Origin of the sequence: Roseococcus sp. YIM B11640, from assembly GCF_049727625.1 — a bacterium.
In the GTDB taxonomy this organism is placed as follows: Bacteria; Pseudomonadota; Alphaproteobacteria; order Acetobacterales; family Acetobacteraceae; genus Roseococcus.
This window is the reverse complement of sequence record NZ_JBBJOZ010000001.1, coordinates 254,084-272,444: the sequence shown is the minus strand read 5'-3', so window position 1 is coordinate 272,444 and position 18,361 is coordinate 254,084. Positions and strand designations below refer to the sequence as shown.

20 protein-coding genes are annotated in these 18,361 nt (G+C 69.5%); 8 read left to right on the top strand and 12 right to left on the bottom strand.

What is annotated here, in order from left to right; genetic code table 11:
• Positions 1-24: 24 nt before the first annotated feature.
• From WJM96_RS01375 to phnC, 5 genes are all read right to left on the bottom strand, one after another.
• On the bottom strand, positions 25-1,206 hold the full coding sequence (locus tag WJM96_RS01375; RefSeq protein ID WP_424810622.1) for an MFS transporter: 1,182 nt from the start codon (positions 1,204-1,206) through the stop codon (positions 25-27).
• A gap of 63 nt (positions 1,207-1,269) precedes the next feature.
• The gene (gene phnE / locus WJM96_RS01370; protein WP_424810621.1) at positions 1,270-2,115 is read right to left on the bottom strand and encodes a phosphonate ABC transporter, permease protein PhnE; all 846 of its coding nucleotides are present in this window, start codon (positions 2,113-2,115) and stop codon (positions 1,270-1,272) included.
• Entirely contained in the window at positions 2,112-2,993 is an 882-nt protein-coding gene (phnE, locus tag WJM96_RS01365; protein ID WP_424810620.1) for a phosphonate ABC transporter, permease protein PhnE, read from the bottom strand. The genes phnE (WJM96_RS01370) and phnE (WJM96_RS01365) overlap by 4 nt, the downstream gene beginning before the upstream one ends.
• A gap of 67 nt (positions 2,994-3,060) precedes the next feature.
• A complete protein-coding gene (gene phnD, locus WJM96_RS01360; protein WP_424810619.1) occupies positions 3,061-4,056 on the bottom strand; it encodes a phosphate/phosphite/phosphonate ABC transporter substrate-binding protein in 996 nt (331 codons plus the stop codon).
• 16 nt (positions 4,057-4,072) lie between these two features.
• The gene (phnC, locus tag WJM96_RS01355) at positions 4,073-4,900 is read right to left on the bottom strand and encodes a phosphonate ABC transporter ATP-binding protein (protein WP_424810618.1); all 828 of its coding nucleotides are present in this window, start codon (positions 4,898-4,900) and stop codon (positions 4,073-4,075) included.
• A gap of 120 nt (positions 4,901-5,020) precedes the next feature.
• Between phnC and WJM96_RS01350 the strand changes: the two genes are divergently transcribed.
• From WJM96_RS01350 to WJM96_RS01330, 5 genes are all read left to right on the top strand, one after another.
• Positions 5,021-5,998, top strand: a complete 978-nt coding sequence (locus tag WJM96_RS01350) for a Bug family tripartite tricarboxylate transporter substrate binding protein (protein ID WP_424810617.1) — start codon at positions 5,021-5,023, stop codon at positions 5,996-5,998.
• Positions 5,999-6,000: 2 nt separating this feature from the next.
• A complete protein-coding gene (locus tag WJM96_RS01345; protein ID WP_424810616.1) occupies positions 6,001-6,189 on the top strand; it encodes a hypothetical protein in 189 nt (62 codons plus the stop codon).
• Positions 6,190-6,247: 58 nt separating this feature from the next.
• The gene (locus WJM96_RS01340) at positions 6,248-7,873 is read left to right on the top strand and encodes a long-chain-fatty-acid--CoA ligase (RefSeq protein WP_424810615.1); all 1,626 of its coding nucleotides are present in this window, start codon (positions 6,248-6,250) and stop codon (positions 7,871-7,873) included.
• A gap of 126 nt (positions 7,874-7,999) precedes the next feature.
• Positions 8,000-9,622, top strand: a complete 1,623-nt coding sequence (locus WJM96_RS01335) for an ABC transporter substrate-binding protein (RefSeq protein ID WP_424810614.1) — start codon at positions 8,000-8,002, stop codon at positions 9,620-9,622.
• Between the two features lie 43 nt (positions 9,623-9,665).
• Positions 9,666-10,001: an NIPSNAP family protein gene (locus WJM96_RS01330; protein WP_424810613.1), complete on the top strand. Its 336-nt coding sequence runs from the start codon at positions 9,666-9,668 to the stop codon at positions 9,999-10,001.
• Positions 10,002-10,011: 10 nt separating this feature from the next.
• Here WJM96_RS01330 and WJM96_RS01325 read toward each other — a convergent pair whose 3' ends face one another.
• On the bottom strand, positions 10,012-10,215 hold the full coding sequence (locus WJM96_RS01325; protein ID WP_424810612.1) for an isochorismatase family protein: 204 nt from the start codon (positions 10,213-10,215) through the stop codon (positions 10,012-10,014).
• Between the two features lie 52 nt (positions 10,216-10,267).
• Between WJM96_RS01325 and WJM96_RS01320 the strand changes: the two genes are divergently transcribed.
• The gene (locus tag WJM96_RS01320) at positions 10,268-10,681 is read left to right on the top strand and encodes a hypothetical protein (RefSeq protein WP_424810611.1); all 414 of its coding nucleotides are present in this window, start codon (positions 10,268-10,270) and stop codon (positions 10,679-10,681) included.
• Here WJM96_RS01320 and WJM96_RS01315 read toward each other — a convergent pair.
• Entirely contained in the window at positions 10,671-11,399 is a 729-nt protein-coding gene (locus tag WJM96_RS01315) for a superoxide dismutase (RefSeq protein ID WP_424810610.1), read from the bottom strand. The genes WJM96_RS01320 and WJM96_RS01315 overlap by 11 nt on opposite strands.
• Positions 11,400-11,580: 181 nt before the next feature.
• On the opposite strand from WJM96_RS01315, the gene WJM96_RS01310 reads away from it, so the two are divergent.
• Positions 11,581-12,597, top strand: a complete 1,017-nt coding sequence (locus tag WJM96_RS01310) for an enoyl-CoA hydratase/isomerase family protein (RefSeq protein WP_424810609.1) — start codon at positions 11,581-11,583, stop codon at positions 12,595-12,597.
• A gap of 38 nt (positions 12,598-12,635) precedes the next feature.
• Here the strand turns inward: WJM96_RS01310 and WJM96_RS01305 are convergent, their stop codons facing one another.
• From WJM96_RS01305 to WJM96_RS01295, 3 genes are read right to left on the bottom strand one after another with little or no spacing between them, the layout of a single operon-like run.
• The gene (locus tag WJM96_RS01305; RefSeq protein ID WP_424810608.1) at positions 12,636-13,547 is read right to left on the bottom strand and encodes an EamA family transporter; all 912 of its coding nucleotides are present in this window, start codon (positions 13,545-13,547) and stop codon (positions 12,636-12,638) included.
• Positions 13,548-13,580: 33 nt separating this feature from the next.
• Positions 13,581-14,996, bottom strand: coding sequence for an amidohydrolase family protein (locus tag WJM96_RS01300; protein WP_424810607.1), 1,416 nt, complete (start codon positions 14,994-14,996; stop codon positions 13,581-13,583).
• Between the two features lie 4 nt (positions 14,997-15,000).
• Complete coding sequence (locus WJM96_RS01295; protein ID WP_424810606.1) at positions 15,001-15,558, bottom strand: histidine phosphatase family protein; 558 nt, start codon at positions 15,556-15,558, stop codon at positions 15,001-15,003.
• Positions 15,559-15,666: 108 nt separating this feature from the next.
• Here WJM96_RS01295 and WJM96_RS01290 point away from each other — a divergent pair, with 108 nt between their 5' ends.
• Positions 15,667-16,335 (top strand): Tim44/TimA family putative adaptor protein, encoded by a 669-nt coding sequence (locus WJM96_RS01290; RefSeq protein ID WP_424810605.1) that lies wholly within the window; start codon positions 15,667-15,669, stop codon positions 16,333-16,335.
• A 4-nt stretch (positions 16,336-16,339) separates the two neighbouring features.
• On the opposite strand, the gene WJM96_RS01285 is transcribed toward WJM96_RS01290, so the two are convergent.
• Together WJM96_RS01285 and WJM96_RS01280 are read right to left on the bottom strand one after the other, a co-directional pair.
• On the bottom strand, positions 16,340-16,819 hold the full coding sequence (locus tag WJM96_RS01285) for a DUF1003 domain-containing protein (protein WP_424810604.1): 480 nt from the start codon (positions 16,817-16,819) through the stop codon (positions 16,340-16,342).
• Between the two features lie 48 nt (positions 16,820-16,867).
• Positions 16,868-18,316: a DUF2252 domain-containing protein gene (locus WJM96_RS01280; protein WP_424810603.1), complete on the bottom strand. Its 1,449-nt coding sequence runs from the start codon at positions 18,314-18,316 to the stop codon at positions 16,868-16,870.
• Positions 18,317-18,361: the final 45 nt, after the last annotated feature.

The following is an 18,361-nucleotide window of genomic DNA, read 5'->3' as shown; positions in this document are numbered from 1 at the left end:
CTTGGCCGGGAGGCGAAACGTGGATCAGGACGGCGACCTGTCGCCGGCCGCGAGCCAGAGCCCCAAGGCCCCCGCCGCGATGAGGCCGAGCGCCAGGAAGGCAGCCCCATAGCCCCACCATTCCGCCACCATCCCCGCCAGCAGCGGACTGCAGGCCGCGCCGATCCCCTGGCCTGTCATCACCAGGGCCAGGCCGGTGTTGACGCGCCCTGTCCCGTTCAGCAGCCGCGCGATCAGCCCCGGCATGGCGACACCCAGCAGCCCTGCGCCCACGCCGTCCAGCATCTGCACCGGGATCAGCACGGCTGGATGGGGAATCAGGCCGGCCAATGCACCTCGCAGGGGCAGCGCGGCCAAGGCCAGGACGAAGACGATCCAGTACCCCCGCTGCTCCGCCAGCCAGGCGGCCAGCAGCGCCATGGGGATCATGGTGCCCTGCGCCACCAGCACCGTCGCGGCCGTATAGGCGCTGGCATCCCCCGCCGTTCCGCGCGCCACCATGGCCTGGCCAAGTAGCGGCAGCATCGCGGCATTGGCGAGGTGGAACAGCATCATGGAGCCGGCCAGCACGCGCAGCGGCCGGTGGGCCAGGAGATCACGGACGCGTACGGCCGAGGCGTCCCCCCGCTCAGCCGCGCCGCTGGCCGCCGCGTGGTCGATGGCGCCCGCCGGGATGCTGAGCAGCGCGAAGAGGGAGCCGCCGGCCATGGCGGCCATCAGCACGAAGACGGCGGGGAGGCCGAACATCCAGCCCAGCGCGCCGGACAGCACGGCGGCCGTAGCGTTGCCCGCATGGTTCCAGGCCTCGTTGCGGCCCAGCTGGTGCGGATAGCCCCCCTGGCCCACCAGACCGAGGGTCAGCCCCGCCATGGCGGGCGCCACCACTGCCGCCGCGATGCCCGAGACGATCTGCGCCGGCGCCACCGCGCCCAGCACCGGCATCGCGAAATTCGCCCCGCAGGAGAGGATGATGGCGATGGCCGCCAGGCCGAGCAGCAGCCGCAGGCGCCGGGAGCGGTCCACCACGAGGCCGAGCGGCGTGGCGGCCGCCACCCCGGCCAGGCCGCCGATGGTCATGACCAGGCCGATCTCGCCGGGCGACCAGCCCTGCCCCTGGAGGAAAATGCCCAGGAAGGGGCCCAGCCCGTCCCGCACATCGGCCAGGAAGAAGTTCAGCGCGTTCAGCGCGGCGATGGGTGAGTTCACGTCGGCGATCCGGGAGCAGCCGGCGCAGAATGCCGGCGGGCTGGCCTGCCCGCCAGCGGGCCTCTAACGCGCGCCGATAAGCTTCCGTCGCACGCGGCCAGAAATCCAGTCGATCGCCGCCACCGTCAGCACCATCAGGATGATGATGAAGGCTACCTCGTCCCAGTAGCGGACACGGATGCGCTCGGCGATCTGCAGCCCGATGCCGCCTGCGCCGACGACGCCCAGGATGGTCGCGCTGCGCGTGTTGCTCTCGAAGAAGTAGAGGGCGTGGCCGAACATGATGGGCGCCACCTGCGGCAGGATGCCGAAGCGCATCACCATGCTGGGCGAGCCGCCGGAGGCCGCGATGCCCTCGGCCTGCTTCTTCTCCGCGTTCTCGATCGCCTCGGCATAGAGCTTGGCGAGCACGGCGATATCGGCGGTCGCGATGGCCAGCACGCCCGCGAGCGGACCGAGGCCCACGGCGCGCACATAGGTCAGCGCCCAGATGAGCTGGTCCACGCCGCGGAAGCCGTCGAAGATCCGGCGCAGGGAGAAGCGGAAGAGCGTGTTCGTCACCACGTTCCGCGCGCCGAGGAAGCCCAGCGGCACCGCCACGAGGGCGGCGATGAAGGTGCCGAGGAAGGCCATCGCCAGGCTCTCCGCGAGGCCGCGCAGGATGTCCATCCACAGCTCGCCCGGCGAGGGCGGGAACATGAGCCGGAGGATGACGAGCAGCCCGTTCAGCCCGTTCCACAGCCGCTGCGGCGTGACGTCGAACATCCACAGGGTGCCGATGAGCCAGGCGAGGAAGGCGAAGCCGCCCAGCAGGCGCAGTGCGCGACCGCGCGCCGTGGGACCGAAGGCCCGCGGCATGCGCTCGCGCCAGGCGTCGATCTCGGCGGGAGACACGCGAAGGGCGCTCATGCCACGGCCTCGATGACGCGGCGGCGCAGCCGCTCTGAGGTAAGGTCGATGATCATCACGGCGAAGATGATCAGCAGGATGATGGCGCTGATCTCCTCGTAGTAGTTGAAGGAGATCACCTTGTAGAGCTCCTCGCCGATGCCGCCGGCGCCCACGAAGCCGATGACGCTGGCCGAGCGCAGGTTGATCTCGAAGCGGAGCATCGCATAGCTCAGCAGATCGGGCGCCGCGGCAGGCAGCACGGCGAAGCGGCAGGCTTCCGCCCAGGTGCCGCCGGAGGCGCGGGTGCCGTCCCACGGCCGCATCTCCACATTCTCCATCGCATCGGCGAAGAGCTTGCCCAGCGCGCCTGTCGTATGCAGCGCGATGGCGAGGATGCCGGCCAGCGCGCCCACGCCGAAGGCCCAGATGAAGATGAGCGCGAAGACGATCTCCGGCACCGTGCGCGTGGCTTCGAGCACGCGGCGGGTGAGGACGAAGACCCAGCGCGGCGCGCCCAGGTTACGCGCGGCCGGGAAGGCAAGCACCAGCGCGGCCGCCGCACCCATGAGCGTCGCGAGCGCGGCCATCTGCGCCGTTTCCAGCAGCAGCAGCAGCCAGGCGTCGAGGCGGTAGAACCAGAACGCGATGCTGCCCTCGGTCTCGGCCCCGGCGAACAGGTTGCGCCATTCCAGCGAGGGCAGGATCCGGCCGAGATACTCGCCGATGCGTGGCAGGCCGGCGATGAGCGTGGCGGGCGAGGACTCGCTGACCCAGGCGGCCGCGACCAGGCAGACGGCGAGCACCGCGGCGCCGATCAGCGTCGCGCGGCGGCGCTGGCGGCGCAGGTCGCGGAAGGCGGCTTCCTGCGCGTGGATCGCTGGGGAAATGGGCGTCAAGAAAGGGGCCTTACGACATCAAAAGCGCCGGGCGTCGCAGCCCGGCGCCTGTGGGCACGAGAAGACTTCAGCTGCGGCGGCGGCGCGCCGCAGCCTCCTCGCGGCGCAGCTCGACGATCATCTCGAACATCGCGTGGTTCGCCTCGCGATAGCCCGTGCCGCCGCCACGCTCCACCTGCTCGTAGATCGACGGGTGGGTCTTGGGCAGCGCCAGGTGGAACAGCTTCATGTCCTCCTTGAAGGAGGCAGGCAGGTCCGAACGGGCGGCCGTCGGCCCGTTCGGGATCGGGTCGGAGGTCCAGAGAACGCGGATGTCGGCCATGTTCAGCATGCCCTTCTCCACCATCGCGCGCAGATTGCCGCGGCTGTAGCCCTGCGCCGGATCGCCCTGGCCCGAGACCCAGGTGACGGCGCCGTCGTACTGGCGCTGCAGCACCGCGACCACCGCCTGCTCGTGACCGCCGCCGAAGCCGGTGCGCGAGAAGTACTGGCCGGGCTCCACGCCGATGCCCTGGCGGCGCAGCGCGAAGCGCGGGATCAGGTAGCCGGAAGTGGAGTTCGGATCGGCCCAGGCGAGGCTCTTGCCGCGCATCTGCTCCAGGTTCTGGATGCCGCTGTCGCTGCGCGTGATCAGCACGGAATGATAGGCGATGGAGCCGTCATTCTCCTCCGGCACCACCAGCGGCTCGATGCCGCCATGAGTGTCCAGCCACGCGCCCGCGTAGCCCGAGGAGCCGAGCGAGGACATCTCGATCTGCTTCGCCGAGAAGGCCTGCAGCACGCCGGCGTAGTCGCTGGCGGGGAAGAGGCGCACGGGGATCTGGAAGGTCTCCTGCAGAAGGTTCTGGTAGGCGCCGAAGCGGCCGAGGCGATCGGCCTCGTTCTCGCCGCCCAGCAGGCCGATGCGCAGCGTCGGAACCTGTGCGGCCCAGTCCCTCTTGCCGGTGGCCGGCATCGCGATGTTGTCGGCCGTGCGGCGCAAGGCGGGCTGCGCGCGCAGCATGGCGGGCGCCATCGTCGCGCCGAGCGCGAGCGCACCGAGATATCGGCGGTTGATGATCATGTTCTTCTCCAGGAAGTCAGGCCAGCGCGGGCTGGCCGGTAAGATCGAATGCGGGATTGGCCTTCACGGCGGCACTGGCCTCGGCCTGGAACTCGGCCTCGCTGATGCCGTAGATCTGGGTAATGCGCGCGGCATCGAGCTCGGCCGGAGAGCCGTCGAAGACGACGCGGCCCTGCTGCATGGCGACGACCCGGTTGCAGTATTCACGCGCGGTGTCGAGGTGATGCAGGTTCACCAGCACCGTGATGCCGTCGCGCCTGTTCACCTCGGCCAGCGCGTCCATGACCGTGCGCGCGTTGCGGGGGTCGAGGCTCGCGATGGGTTCGTCCGCCAGGATGATGCGCGGCTGCTGCATCAGCGCGCGGCAGATGGCCACGCGCTGCTGCTGCCCGCCGGAGAGCGTGTCGGAACGCTGGAGCGCCGTCTGCAGCAGGTCGAAGCGCTCGAGCGCGGCGAGCGCCATGGCGCGCTCCTCCGGCGAGAACTGGCAAAGCAGCGAGCCGATGCGCGCCACGATGCCATGCCGGTGGTTCAGCCGGCCGATCAGCACGTTGGTCAGCACGTCGAGGCGCTGCACCAGGTTGAACTGCTGGAAGATCATGGCGCAGCCCGTGCGCCAGTCGCGCAGCGCGCGGCCCCTGAGGCCGGTCACGTCGCGGCCCTCGAAGGCGATGCGGCCTTCGGTCGGTTCCGCGAGGCGGTTGATCAGGCGCAGCAGGGTGGACTTGCCCGCGCCCGAACGGCCGATGACGCCGACCATCTGGCCGGCGGGCACCGTCAGGCTCACGCCATCCACCGCCTTCACCTGGCCGAAGCGGCGCGTCAGGCCCGTGATCTCTAGCATCGCGTGAATTCTCGCATGCGGGGCGGATTAGTCCCGCCGTGTTGCAACCCTATGACGGTTGCGCGAAGGCCTGATGGCAGCGAGGCTTGTCCCCAAGAGTCACAGTTGGAGGAATTCGCCATGACGCCACGCCGCGCCCTGCTGGCCGCGCCCGCGCTGCTCGCCCCCTCGGCCACGCCGGGCCCCGCCCGGGCGCAGGAGGCCTTTCCCAGCCGCCCTATCGCGCTGGCATCCGGCTACGCGCCCGGCGGCGTGACCGATGTCACTGCCCGCGCGGTGGCCGAGCGGATGGCGCGCGAGCTCGGCCAGCCGGTGGTGGTCGAGAACCGCGTCGGCGCGGCCACCGCCGTCGCCAACACCTACGTCGCGCAGGCGCGGCCGGATGGGTACACGATCCTGGCCGGGACCTCGACGCTCGCCATCAATCCCGCGCTGCAGCCGAACCTCACCCCGCGCGAGCCGATGCGCGAGCTGGCGCCGGTGGGGATGATGTTCCGTTCCGCCTTCGCGCTGCACGTGCATCCCAGCCTGCCGGTGCGCACCACCGCTGAGTTCATCGCCTACTGCAAGGCCAATCCGGGCAAGGTGAATTTCGGCTCCAGCGGCACCGGCGCGGTGAACCACCTGGCGCAGGCGCTGCTCGCCTCGCGCGCCGGGCTGGATGTGGTCCATATCCCCTTCCGCGGCGGCACGCCCGCGTTGATCGAGCTTCGCGCGGGGCGGATCCACGCCATGTTCCAGGCCCTGCTGGAAGCCCTTCCCACGCTGCGCGAGGGGCAGACGCGCGGCCTCGCCATCTCGTCGAAGGAGCGCAATGCGCTGGTGCCGGACCTGCCGCCGGTCGCCGACACGGTTCCGGGCTTCGAGGCGGTGTTCTGGCAGGGCGTCTTCGCGCCGGCCGGCACGCCCCAGCCGGTGATGGACAAGCTCGGCGCCGCGCTGCGCGTCTCGACCGACGACCCCATGCTCCGTTCCCGGATGGCCGAGCAGGGTGTAGAACTCGTGACCGGCGACGCCGCCCACCTGCGGGACCATCTGGCGCGCGAGACGACCCTTTGGGGTGACCTCATCCGCGACGCCCATATCCGACCGGAGTGACGATGATGCGTATCCTTCCCCTCGCCCTTCTGCTGGCGCTCGGCGCCTGCGCCGGGCTCGACACCTCGCCCGGCGCCTCGGGCGTGCCGGATATTCCCATCGGCCCGCAGAACTTCACGCGGGGGCAGATCACCACCGGCGGGCAGGTCATCCTGAACCGCGAGCTGCCGCCGGGCTCTCCGCGCTACTGATTGCTGGAATCCGGCCCGCAAGGCCGCCATGATGCTCCCAACAACCGGGAGGAACTTCATGCGCGGCCTGATGCAGGACCATCCACTTCTCGTCTCGTCCATCCTGCGTCACGCGGCCCGGCATCACAGGGGGGCCAAGATCGTCTCGGTGGACCCCGAGGGCCGGGCGGAACCCTCCACCTGGCCCGAGGTCGCTCGGGGCGCGGCCAGGCTGGCCCAGGCGCTGGCCCGCATCGGCGTGAAGCCGGGCGACCGCGTCGCGACGCTGGGCTGGAACTCGCGCCGGCATCTGGAAGTCTATTACGCCGCCTCCGGCATGGGCGCCGTGCTGCACACGGTGAACCCGCGCCTCTTCGCCGACCAGATCGCCTATATCCTCGAGGACGCGCAGGACGTCGCGGTCTTCGTCGATCCCTCCGTGCTGCCCGCCTTCATGGCCGTGGCGGATCGCCTGCCCGCCTCGCTGCGCGCCGTCATCCTGATGGGCCCCGGCCCGCTGCCCGACCTGCCCATGCTGGTGATGGACCAGGACAGCTTCGCCGCCGCCGAGGATGGCGACTTCGCCTGGCCCGAGCTGGACGAGCGCGCGGCCTCCTCGCTCTGCTACACCTCTGGCACCACGGGCATGCCGAAGGGCGTGCTCTATTCGCACCGATCGACGGTGCTGCACGCCATGGCCGCCATCCAGCCGGACGCCTTCGGGCTCGCGGCAGTGGACGTGGCGATGCCGGTGGTGCCCATGTTCCACGTGAACGCCTGGGGCATTCCCTATGCGGCGCCGATGGCGGGCTCCTCCCTCATCCTGCCGGGGCCGAAGCTGGACCCGGCCAGCCTCTTCCGTCTCTTCGAGGAGGAGGGCGTGACCTTCTCCGCCGGCGTGCCCACCATCTGGACGCTGCTGCTGCAATGGCTGAAGGCCGACCCGTCGCGCCGCTTCAGCAAGCCCCCGCGCCTCGTCGTCGGCGGCACGGCGCTGCCGGTGGCGGTGACCGGCGGCTTCCTGCGCGACTACGGCGTGCCCATCCTGCACGCCTGGGGCATGACGGAGATGAGCCCGCTCGGCAGCCTCAACGCGCTGAAGCCCGAGAATCTCGGCTGGGACGAGGAGCGGAAGCTGGAATACAGCCGCAAGCAGGGCCGCCCGCTCTTCGGCGTGGACTTCCGCGTGCTGGACGGCGACGGCATCCCCATCGCCGAGGACGAGGTGGCCTTCGGCGAGCTGGAGGTCCAGGGCCACTGGGTCGCCAGCGGCTACTTCAACCGGGAGAAGGACCCGGCCGTGACGCCGGATGGCTGGTTCCGCACCGGAGACGTCGTGACGCTCGACACGCTGGGCGAGATCGAGATCGTCGACCGCGCGAAGGACGTCATCAAATCCGGGGGCGAATGGATCAGTTCCATCACGCTCGAGAACCTGGCCATGGCGCATCCCGACGTGGCGCTGGCAGCCGCCATCCCCGTGCATCATCCGAAATGGGACGAGCGGCCGCTGCTGCTGGTGGTCCCCAAGCAGGGAACCTCGCCCACGCAGGAAAGCGTCCTGGCCGTGCTGGATGGCAAAGTCGCGAAGTGGTGGATGCCGGACCGGGTGGAGTTCGTGGAGACCCTTCCGCTCACCGCCACGGGAAAGCTGTGGAAGGCGGAGCTGAAGCGGCAATGGAAGGACTTCTCCCTGCCCGCGTGAGAGGCTCTCCTGCGCGCCGATTGAGCAGTACCGGTCAACATCGCCCCGACTGCGCGATTCTTGAGCTTGTGAGGGCGTGGCGCCCGGCCTTCCATCTCTGTCGTCTCGACAGGGAGAGGCTCATCCATGCAATCGACGCTTCGCAGGCTCGGACTCGGCCTTGCCGCCGCTCTCCTGGCCTTGCCACTGGCGGCCCCCAATCCGGCGGGGGCACAGCAGCCGCGCACGCTCCGCATCGCCATGACCGCCGCCGATGTGCCCACTACCACCGGCATGCCCAACAACGGTTTCGAGGGCATGCGCTTCCTCGGCTTCCCGATCTTCGAAGGGCTGGTGCTCTGGGATCTTTCGACCGCCGAACGCCCGGCCTCACTGCGCCCCGGCCTCGCGGAATCCTGGCGGCAGGATCCCGCCGATCCGCAAACCTGGCTCTTTACCCTGCGCCAGGGCGTGAAGTTCCATGACGGCACAGATTTCAACGCCGATGCGGTGATCTGGAATCTCGACCGCTACTTCAACAACCAGAGCCCGCAATTCGACAGCGCCGGCGGCGGAATCTCCCGCGCCCGCGTGCCGATCATGGAGAGCTACCGCAAGGTGGACGAGCGCACGGTCGCGATCCGCACCAACCGCGTCGCCAGCTACTTCCCCTACATGGCGGTCTACCTGCTCTTCACCTCGCCGCAGAGCTTCGAGGCGGCGGGCCGGGACTGGGGCCGCGTCGCGACGCTCCCGGCGGCCGGCACCGGGCCCTTCCGCATCACGCGCTTCGTGCCGCGGACCTCGGTCGAGCTCTCGAAGAATGACGGCTACTGGGACCGCAACCGCATTCCCCGGATGGACCGCATCCTGCTCCTGCCCATGCCGGAGGCGACGACGCGCCTCGCGGCCCTGCGCTCCGGCCAGGTGGACTGGATCGAGGTGCCGCCGCCCGATGCGCTCCAGTCGCTGCGCGGCGCCGGATTCACCATCACCACCGGCTCCTACCCGCATGTCTGGCCGTATCTGCTGCAGACGGGCGGCGACAGCCCGCTGCGCGATGTGCGCGTGCGCCAGGCCCTGAACTACTGCATCGACCGCGCCGGCATGGTGCAGATGCTGAACGGCACGGCGGAGCCGAGTGTGGGCTGGCTCAAGCCCTCGGACCCGAATTTCGGCACACCCGAGAACCGCTACACATTCGACGCCGCTCGCGGCCGGCGCCTGCTGGCCGAGGCCGGCTACACGGCGCAGCGCCCGCTCGCCTTCAAGGTGATGATCTCCACCTCCGGCTCCGGCCAGATGCTGCCGCTGCCGATGAACGAGTTCCTGCAGCAGAACCTGCGCGAGGCCTGCGGCGTGAATCTCACCTTCGAGGTGACGGAGTGGAACACGCTGCTGAACGCGACGCGCGCCGCGCCCGGCTCGCCGCAGCTCATGGGCTCGGTGGGCCTCAATGTCTCGTCGCCGTCGAGCGACGCGGCGGTGGCGGCGCGCTACTTCCTGCAGGCCTTCGTGCCGCCCAACGGCTTCAACTGGCCGCAGTGGAACGACCCGCAATTCGAGGAAGCCTTCGCCCGGCTGGAGCGGGCGACGAGCGAGACCGAGTTCAACGCGGCCTATGCGGCGGCGCATGCCCGCCTCGTGGACAACCCCCCCTGGCTCTACATCGTGCACGACCTGAACCCGCGCGCGATGAGCCGCCGGATCCGAAACTTCGTGAGCCCGCAATCCTGGTTCGTGGATCTGGTCCCGGTGGACATGCAGTAGCGGCCCGCCATGATGGGGCGTTCCATTGGAGAGGGATCGCCCCATGATCATCGACGTCCGCATCTACACCTGCCTGCCGAACCGCATGAACGAGTTCGTGAAGCTCTACGAGGAGAAGGCCTGGCCGCTGCAGATCAAGTATCTGGAGAACTGCCTCGGCTGGTACACGACGGTGGAAGGCGAGCTGAACACCGTCGTCCACCTCTGGGCCTACAAGGACCAGGGTGACCGTGAGCAGCGCCGCACCGCGATGGCCGCCGACCCGGCCTGGGGCGAGTTCCTGGCGACCGTGGGCAAGGCGGGTTGCCTTGTGAAGATGCAGAACCGCATCACCAAGGAAGCGCCGCACTTCACCGCCTGGAAGGCATCGAAGAAGTAAGTCCGTCCGGTCAGCCGATCTGGCCGCTGTCGAGGAACACCACCCCGATCGCGGCCAGCCGGCGCCGCGCGGAATCGATCATGGTACCGCCTTCCGCCGGCAGGCCGATCCCGCGGCAGGCATCCTCGATGACGAAGACCTCGTAGCCGAGCTGCTTCGCATCCTCGGCCGACCAGGCCACGCAGAAATCCGTCGCGAGACCAGTCAGGAACACGCGGCGCACGCCGCGCGCCTGCAACCATCCGTGCAGCCCCGTGGTCGTGGCGTTGTCGTTCTCGAAGAAGGTCGCTGTCGATCGCCTGGTGGAATCCCTTGCGGACGATCAGCTCGATCCTCTCGTGCCGCAGGTTCCTGTGCAGCTCCGCATTCGGGCTGCCCTGGATCGCATGGTCCGGCCAGAGCGTCTGCGGCCCATAGGGCATCTCGACGATGTCGAAGGGCTGCCGGCCGGGATGGCTGCTGGCGAAGCTGCTGTGCCCCGGCGGATGCCAGTCCTGCGTCGCGAACGCATGCAAGAAGGGCCCGGCCAGCAATCGGTTGATGACCGGCACCACTTCGTCGCCGCCCAGCACGGGCAGTTCCCCGCCCGGCATGAAGGTCGGCTGCACGTCGACAACGCCGAGCATGTCGGTCGCCGCATCGAGGCGAATCATGCTCACGCCCCGATCATCAGACCTTGAGCGTCCCCGCCACGCCCGCATCGAAGCGGGTGCCGATCTTCGCCCAGTCCAGCACGTCCCACCACTTGCCGACATATTCGGCGCGGCGGTTCTGGTAGCGCAGGTAGTAGGCGTGCTCCCACACGTCATTGCCCATCAGGACGCGCTGGCCGTCCATCAACGGGCTGTCCTGGTTAGGCTTGGTCACGATGGCCAGCCGGCCCTCCCGCGTCACTGTCACGAAAGCCCAGCCGGAGCCGAAGACGCTCATGGCCGCTGCGTTGAAGCGGTTCTTGAACTCGCCGAAACCGCCGAGGTCGCGGTCGATAGCGGCCTTCACGTTGCCCGCCGCCTCGCCGCCCGCGCCGCCCATGATCTCCCAGAACATGGAGTGGTTCGCATGGCCGCCGCCAAAGTTGCGCAGCCGCGTGCGCAGGGCCTCGGGCGCCTGGTTGATGCCCATCACGAGCTCGTCCAGCGGCATGCGGGCCAGGGCATCCTGCCCCGCGACGGCGGCGTTCAGCCCGGTCACATAGGCCTGGTGGTGGAAGCGCCAGTGGAGCTCCATCGTCCGTGCGTCGATCGCGGCCTCGTTCTTGTCGAAGGCGTAGCCCAGCTGCGGCAGGGTGAAGGGGCCGGTCGGCGCCGCAGGGGCCTGGGCGCTCGCCGGGCGGACGAGGCTGGCGAGGCCGAGGCCGGCAGCCCCCAGCATGAGGCCGCGCCGGTGAATGAAGGCCATCTGTCGTTCTCCCTATGCGATGCGCCGGGGACATAGCCCCGAAGGCGGAAACGTCTATAGCCGCAATCGGCGGCGCCTCGCCGCCAAATTTCGCGTGCCAAGGATGGCCGCCATTCGTCCGGGCTTCTTGCCAGCCCCCGCCCCTCGGGCTACCGCCGAAGCAAGCCAACGAGGAATATCCATGACCGAAGCGAGCCTCATCCTGAACCGCGAGGGCCAAGCCGGCACCATCCTGATGAACCGGCCCAAGGCGCTGAACGCCCTGGATATCGGCATGATCCGCGATTTCGCCGCGGCTATCGCACAGTGGAAGGACGACGCTTCGGTCAAGCTCGTGATCCTCGAGGGCGCGGGCGGCCGCGCCTTCTGCGCCGGCGGCGACGTCCGCGCGGTGCGCGAGGCCGCCATCGCGGGTGACCGCGCGCCCGTCACCGCTTTCTTCACCGAGGAATACGCGGTGAACGAGGGCATCGCCCTCTTCCCCAAGCCCTGGGTCTCGCTGATCGACGGCGTCTGCATGGGCGGCGGCATCGGCCTCGCCATCCACAACGGCCCTCGCGTGGTGAGCGAGCATGCGCTGCTCGCCATGCCGGAGACGGCCATCGCGCTCTTCCCCGATGTGGGGACCAGCTACATCCTGCCCCGCCTGCCGGGCGCCATCGGCACCTGGCTCGCGCTGACGGGCGCGCGCCTGAACGGCGCGGATTCGGTGCATGCCGGCCTCGCCACCCATTTCGTCCCGCGCGAGAAGATGGCCGCGCTGCGCGCCGCGCTCGTGGAGACGGGCGACGCCAAGGTGGTGGAGCGTTTCGCCGAGCCCGCGCCGGAGGCGAGCTTCGCCCCGCATCGCGAGGCGATCGACCGCTGCTTCTCCAAGGACACCATGCTCGGCATCGTCGCCGCGCTGGAAGCGGAGGGCACCGAATGGGCCGCCGCCCAGCTCAAGACCCTGCGCCGCATGTCACCCACCAGCCTGAGCGTCTCGCTGGAGCTGCTGCGCCGCGGCGCCAAGCTGAACCTGCGCGGCTGCCTGGATGAGGAGCTGGTGCTGACGAGCAGCGTCGTGCACGAGCATCCGGACTTCCGCGAGGGCGTGCGCAGCGTGCTCGTCGACAAGGACGGCTCGCCGAGCTGGACCCCCAAGACGCTGGAAGAGGTGATGCCCGAGAAGATCCTCGCGCTCTTCCGCAAGGACTGACCGCCTTTCGGCCCGAGGCTTTCGCCTCGGGCCGGTGCCTATACCATCGAGCCGGCCAGCACGAGCACCACGCCGGCCACCACCAGCAGCGCGCCGATCACGTCCCGCGTCTTCAGCTTCTCTGACAGGAAGAAGCGGCCGAAGAGCAGCGTGAAGATGATCTCGACCTGGCCCACCGAGCGCACGAGCGCCACCGGCGCCAGGGCGAAGCTCACGAACCAGCAGCAAGACCCGCCGGCCGAAAGCGCGCCCACCTGCGCAGAGCTGCGCCAGCTGCGGAACACGGCCTTCGCCTGGCTCGGCTCGCGCAGCATCAGCCAGCCGCCCTGCATCAGCGTCTGCAGCGTGTTGGTGACGACGACGGAGAACAGCGCCTTCAGGATCGTGTCCGTGCCCGCCAGGTCGAAATTCGCCTTGCGCACGAAGATGGCCGTGAGCGCGAAGCAGAAGCCTGCCCCCATCCCGCAGAGCGCCGCATGCTGGAAGGTGGCGCGCAGGATATCCGCGGCGCGCATACCGCGCCCGGCGAGCGAGAGATACATCACGCCGAAGACGCTGACCGCGATGCCCAGCCAGGAAAGCGGCTCCAGATGCTCGCCCAGCAGGAAGACGGCGATGAAGGAGGCCTGCACCGCCTCGGTCTTGGAATAGGCCGTCCCCACCGCGAAGCCGCGGGAGGAGAAGGAGGAGATGAGCAGGTTCGTCCCGAAGATCTGCGCCAGGCCGGCCGCCCCGCAGAGCAGGATGAAGTACCAGGACGGGCTCTCGAAGCTGCCGCCCATGATGAGCCAGTAGGCGCCCAGGATCAGCAGCCCGAAGGGCACGCCATAAAGGTACCGCACCACCGCCGCCGCATTGAGCGAAAGCTGGCCACGAAGTCGCTGCTGGAGCGCGGTGCGCCAGGTCTGGAACAGGGCAGCGACAAGCGTGATGGGAACCCAGAGCGGCAAGGCAGGTGTCCTTATACCTGCCCGGGAGCTTACCTAACGCCGGACCCTCCGCCAGCCCGGGTCCTCGACGGCCAGCCATGCGAGGCCGGAACGACGCAGCATGGAGGCCGCTTCCGCCTCGGCCGCCGCCACGATCTCGGCCTCGTCCAGATGCGGCAGGCGGCGGTCCTCCATCAGGAGCTCGCCGCCGATGACCACGTCGCGCACATCGGCGCCGGTCGCGAAGCACACGATACGCCAGACCGGCATGTTGGCCGGCGCCATGTGGGGCGCGCGCAGGTCCACGGTGATGAGGTCGGCCCGCTTGCCGGGCTCCAGGCTGCCGATCTCGCGCCCCATGCCGATGGCATGCGCCGCGTCGATGGTGATCATCTCCAGCGCCTTGCCGGGCGGTATCAGCGAAGGGTCGCGTTCGGCGCGCTGCGCATAGCGCATCGCCTCGAAGGCGTGCCGGAAGAGGTCGCCGCTGCGGTCGGGCGCAGTCCCGTCGCTGCCCACGGCGACGTTCACCCCTGCCTCCAGCAGCCGCACCACCGGGCAGAAGCCCGAGACGGCGGCGAGCGCGGTGGGGTTGTGCACCACATGCGCGCCGCTGCGCTTGAGCGCCGCGAAATCGGCCTCCGTGAGGTCCGTGCAGTGGGAGAGGAAGGCATCGGGGCCGAGCAGGCCGAACATCTCCTCGGCCATGGCGATGCTGCCGGCCCGGTGGCCGTCCTGGTGGAAGATCGCGTTGAAGGTGGCGCCGAGCTCCCGCACCTTGCGGCCCTGCGCGCGGATCCCGGCGACCACCGCCTTGTCATGCACGGTCTCGCGGTACACCGGCATGAAGGTGCAGAGGCGCATGCGGCCCCTGCCGTGCAGCGCTTCGAAAAGCAGGCCCATCGTCTCCAGATGGTCCTCGAAGGAGATGGCGCGGGTAGCGCCGTCCTCCATCACATAGTCATGCGGGAAGGGCGGGCGCCGCGGGCCGACGGCCATCACCTCGCGGATGCCCACCTCGTCGACGGCGCGGGCCCGCGCCTCGCCGGCGGCGGGGGTGTCGGTCCGCATGATGCAGTCGCCGCCGCCGAGGACGGAGACGCCCGTGGTGACGCCCGCCTTCAGCCGCTCCAGTGCCGCGAGCCGCGCCTCGGCGTACCAGAAGCCGGGTGGCGAGGCTTGGCTGTAGATGACGCGGCAGGCCTCGCCCCAGGCGGCGAAATCGCCATTGCCCATGGTCTTCACCAGACCGTGGCCCGCATGGGCGTGCGCGTCCACCAGGCCGGGCAGCACGGCCTTGCCGCGCGCGTCGATCCGCTGATCCGGCGAGGGGAAATCGCGCTCGACCTCGGCCCGGGGGCCGACGGCCAGGATCCGGCCGCCGCGCATGGCGACCGCGCCGTCCTCGATGACCCGGCGTTCCTCGTCGAGGGTGACGACAACGCCGCCGCTGACGAGGATTTCGCTCATGGCGTCAGTGATGGCGCCATGAGACGTTCTCGGGCGCGCCCTTCGTCGGGTCGGCCTCGATCATCTCGCCGTTGGTCACGGAGCGGCCGGTGAAGGCCAGGATGAAGCCCCAGTGCGACACGACCAGGGTGTGCGCCCAATCATCCAGCGCCGCCATTTCAGCCCGGAACAGCGCTGCGCGCTCCAGCACGCCCTCCTGCGGTTCCTCGATGGCGGGCCACCAGACCTCCTCCATGGCGTGGAAGGCGAGCTGCGGCCAATTCGCCCGGAGCTGGCTGATGGGCGAGCCGACATCGCAGACGAAGGCGTAACGTTCCCGGACCGTGGGCGTTACGGTGAGCGGCAGATCGAGGGCGCGGGCGACGGGGGCGGCGGTTTCCAGCGCCCGGGTGTAAGGCGAGACGATGATGCGCCGGATGTCCCGGCCCTTCAGCGCCTCGGCCGCCTGGGCTGCCTGCTGGTGGCCCAGCGGGGTCAGCTTCGGGTCGACGATGCCCGGATCACGGCGGGTCGCCGTGAAGTGCAGGTTGAATTCGCTTTGCCCGTGGCGAAGAAAAATCATGCTTTCTCGCCTAGCCGGGCCGTTCCGGCGGGGCAAGACGGTGAATCGGCCCGCAGGAGATTGCAGCGGCGCCATGCCTTCCCTAAGTAGATCGGGCTGGAGGTACGAATGCAGGGCGGTTTCCCGATTGACCTGATCCTTTTCGCCATGGTCGCGGCCTTTCTGGTCCTGCGGCTCCGCAGCGTGCTGGGCAAGCGCCAGGGCTACGAGCGCCCGCCGCAGGCCCCGGGCGTGCCGGAAGCGCGTTCGACCCGGGTCGAGAACGTGACCGAGGACATCGCCCGTGCCCGTATCGACGGGCCGCGCCGTACCCTGCCGATCACCTCCACCCCGGCCGGCCAGGCGCTCTCGCGCATCGGCGCCGCCGACCCCAGCTTCGACCCCCAGGGCTTCCTGGACGGCGCCGAGCAGGCCTTCCGCATGATCGTGGAGGCCTTCGCGCGCGGCGACCGACAGACCCTGCGCTCGCTTCTCTCCGACGACACGTATGCCGGCTTCGAGGGCGCGGTGACGGCCCGCGAGCAGGCGCAGCAGAGCCAGCGCACCGAAATCCGCTCCATTCAGGAGATGGCGATCGAGGGCGCGGCGCTGAACGGCACCCTGGCCGAGGTCACGGTCCGCTTCGTCTCGGACCAGGTGAACATCACCACCGGCAGCGGCAACGAGGTCGTCGCCGGCACCGACGCGGTGACCGAGGTCGTGGACATCTGGACCTTCCAGCGAGACGTCGCGACGAAGGATCCGACCTGGAAGCTGACCGCGACCCGCAGCGCGTAGGGCCTCAGGCCCCGCGCTGCTCGATCTTCTCGGAGAGGCTTTCGATCACCGAGATCAGCCGCAGCAGCTCCTGCTCGCGGATGGCGTCGATCTTGGCGTGCAGCGCCTCGATCTCCAGCTCCGCCTTCTCGTTCACGCGGTAATCACACTCCGCTTCCTCGCGGTCGCGCTTCGCCTGCCGGTTCTGGCTCATCATGATGATGGGCGCCGTGTAGGCCGCCTGGAACGAGAGCGCGAGGTTGAGCAGGATGAACGGGTAGGGGTCCCACCCGCCGAAATACCCCACGACGTTCACCGCGATCCAGAGCAGCAGCAGCCCGGACTGGATCAGGATGAACCGCCAGGAACCGACGGTCGCGGCGACCCAGTCGGCTACCTTCTCGCCCGTGCTGACATGGTGCTTGCGACGGCGGCGCGCGGGCCTCTCGGCCCTGAGGGCGAGAAGCGCGGCTCTTTCCTCGGCGGTGAAGGGCGTGTGCGGCATGGCGTTGTTCCGGTCGGCTCCTGCCGAGCTTATCCGGAACGCCGAGCCTCAGCCCTGCGCCACCGGGATGCGTCCGTCCGCCGCCGCGCGGGCCAGGGCGGCGTGGTCCGCTTCCGTCTGCACGGCATAGGCGCGGGCGAAACGGGCCAAGGCCTCGTCCAGCTCGTCGCTCTTGCCGCAATAGCCGGCGATGGCAGCCGCATCGCCCGACTTCGCATGCGCCAGCGCCAGGGCCCAGCCGCAGAGGGCACAGTATTCCGGGAAGCTCCTCAGGCTCTCTGCGCCATCGTCGAAGCTCGCGCCCCCCTTCATGTCGGCCAGCTGCCGCACGTAGAAATCGCGCTTGCCGACCTTGGCCCAGCCCAGGAAGATATCCGGCGAGCCCTGGGTCAGCCGCTGGCCGATCACGACCCGTTGCCCCTGGTTCGTCACCTTGAGCTTGGATTTCGCGTAGGGCGCCAGCACCGAGGGCCCGGCCTCCTTCACCTGGAGGAAGAGCGGATCGTCGCTGTCGAGGCCCTGGAAATAGGCCACCCAGCAGCTTGTCCCCACGCTGCCCACGCCCACCGTCTTCCGCACGACGTCCATGATGCGGTAGCGCGCCAGCAGCCGCTTGCGGTCCTCGGGCAGGGAGCCGAGGTATTCCCGGAACAGGACCTCCATCGCCTCGGTGATGGGGCGGCCCTGGGCATCATGCGTCTCGCGAACGATGAGCGGGATGTCCTCCACCAGGCGGTGGGTGCCCCCCACCTGCTCGGTCATGCGCTCCAGACTGCGGAGGTGGCCCTTGGCGCGCGCCTTCGCGATGATGCGCTCGGCCTTCTTGCGGATGCTCGACGGGATCGCCTTGAGGATGGAGCGGTCGTCGATCCGCTCGTACCAGACCTGGAGATACGGCATCTCTGCATATTCGCGGATGCGCCGGCGGTAGCTGGCCACCAGCTTGCGTACCGCCTCGTCGCCGTCCTTCGCGTCGCCGCCCATGAAGCGCGCCGCCACGGCCGCGCTCGCCGCCAGGCGCTTGAGATCCCATTCCCAGGGCCCCGGATGCATCTCGTCGAAGTCGTTGATGGCGAAGATCAAATTGCGCTCGGCCGAGGCGAAGAGGCCGAAATTCGCCACATGCATGTCCCCGCAGGCCGCGACGTTCAGCCCGGTGACCGGGGTGGGGGCGAGGTCCGCCGCCATGATGGCCGCCGACCCGCGGAGGAAGGCGAAAGGCGAGGCCAGCATTCGGCCATGCCGCACCGGTACTAGCGACGGCACGCGCGATGCATTCTGCGCGGTGATGACGGCCACCGGATCCTGCCGATCCGCTGCCGGGGCCCAGTCGCCATGGCTCTCGCGCGTCACGCTCTTCCGGAGCGCCCGGCCCGCCGCGAGCCGCTCTTTCAGCGACGGCCGTTCCCGCGCGAGGTCCTTCAGTAGCGCGCCGGCCTTGGCCCCCTGCAGCAGACCGAAGTAGTTGCGATCGATTTCAGGCTCTTGCGTGGCCATTGTCCAACCCCAGGATGACGCATGCATCCTGGCGCATCCGGCGCC

What these genes read in the sequence shown, in the direction of transcription:
- phnE (WP_424810621.1), bottom strand. Translation starts at nt 2,115, where the DNA reads ATGAGCGCCCTTCGCGTGTCTCCCGCCGAGATCGACGCCTGGCGCGAG.
- phnD (WP_424810619.1), bottom strand. Translation starts at nt 4,056, where the DNA reads ATGATCATCAACCGCCGATATCTCGGTGCGCTCGCGCTCGGCGCGACG.
- phnC (WP_424810618.1), bottom strand. Translation starts at nt 4,900, where the DNA reads ATGCTAGAGATCACGGGCCTGACGCGCCGCTTCGGCCAGGTGAAGGCG.
- WJM96_RS01350 (WP_424810617.1), top strand. Translation starts at nt 5,021, where the DNA reads ATGACGCCACGCCGCGCCCTGCTGGCCGCGCCCGCGCTGCTCGCCCCC.
- WJM96_RS01345 (WP_424810616.1), top strand. Translation starts at nt 6,001, where the DNA reads ATGATGCGTATCCTTCCCCTCGCCCTTCTGCTGGCGCTCGGCGCCTGC.
- WJM96_RS01340 (WP_424810615.1), top strand. Translation starts at nt 6,248, where the DNA reads ATGCGCGGCCTGATGCAGGACCATCCACTTCTCGTCTCGTCCATCCTG.
- WJM96_RS01335 (WP_424810614.1), top strand. Translation starts at nt 8,000, where the DNA reads ATGCAATCGACGCTTCGCAGGCTCGGACTCGGCCTTGCCGCCGCTCTC.
- WJM96_RS01330 (WP_424810613.1), top strand. Translation starts at nt 9,666, where the DNA reads ATGATCATCGACGTCCGCATCTACACCTGCCTGCCGAACCGCATGAAC.
- WJM96_RS01315 (WP_424810610.1), bottom strand. Translation starts at nt 11,399, where the DNA reads ATGGCCTTCATTCACCGGCGCGGCCTCATGCTGGGGGCTGCCGGCCTC.
- WJM96_RS01310 (WP_424810609.1), top strand. Translation starts at nt 11,581, where the DNA reads ATGACCGAAGCGAGCCTCATCCTGAACCGCGAGGGCCAAGCCGGCACC.
- WJM96_RS01300 (WP_424810607.1), bottom strand. Translation starts at nt 14,996, where the DNA reads ATGAGCGAAATCCTCGTCAGCGGCGGCGTTGTCGTCACCCTCGACGAG.
- WJM96_RS01295 (WP_424810606.1), bottom strand. Translation starts at nt 15,558, where the DNA reads ATGATTTTTCTTCGCCACGGGCAAAGCGAATTCAACCTGCACTTCACG.
- WJM96_RS01290 (WP_424810605.1), top strand. Translation starts at nt 15,667, where the DNA reads ATGCAGGGCGGTTTCCCGATTGACCTGATCCTTTTCGCCATGGTCGCG.
- WJM96_RS01285 (WP_424810604.1), bottom strand. Translation starts at nt 16,819, where the DNA reads ATGCCGCACACGCCCTTCACCGCCGAGGAAAGAGCCGCGCTTCTCGCC.
- WJM96_RS01280 (WP_424810603.1), bottom strand. Translation starts at nt 18,316, where the DNA reads ATGGCCACGCAAGAGCCTGAAATCGATCGCAACTACTTCGGTCTGCTG.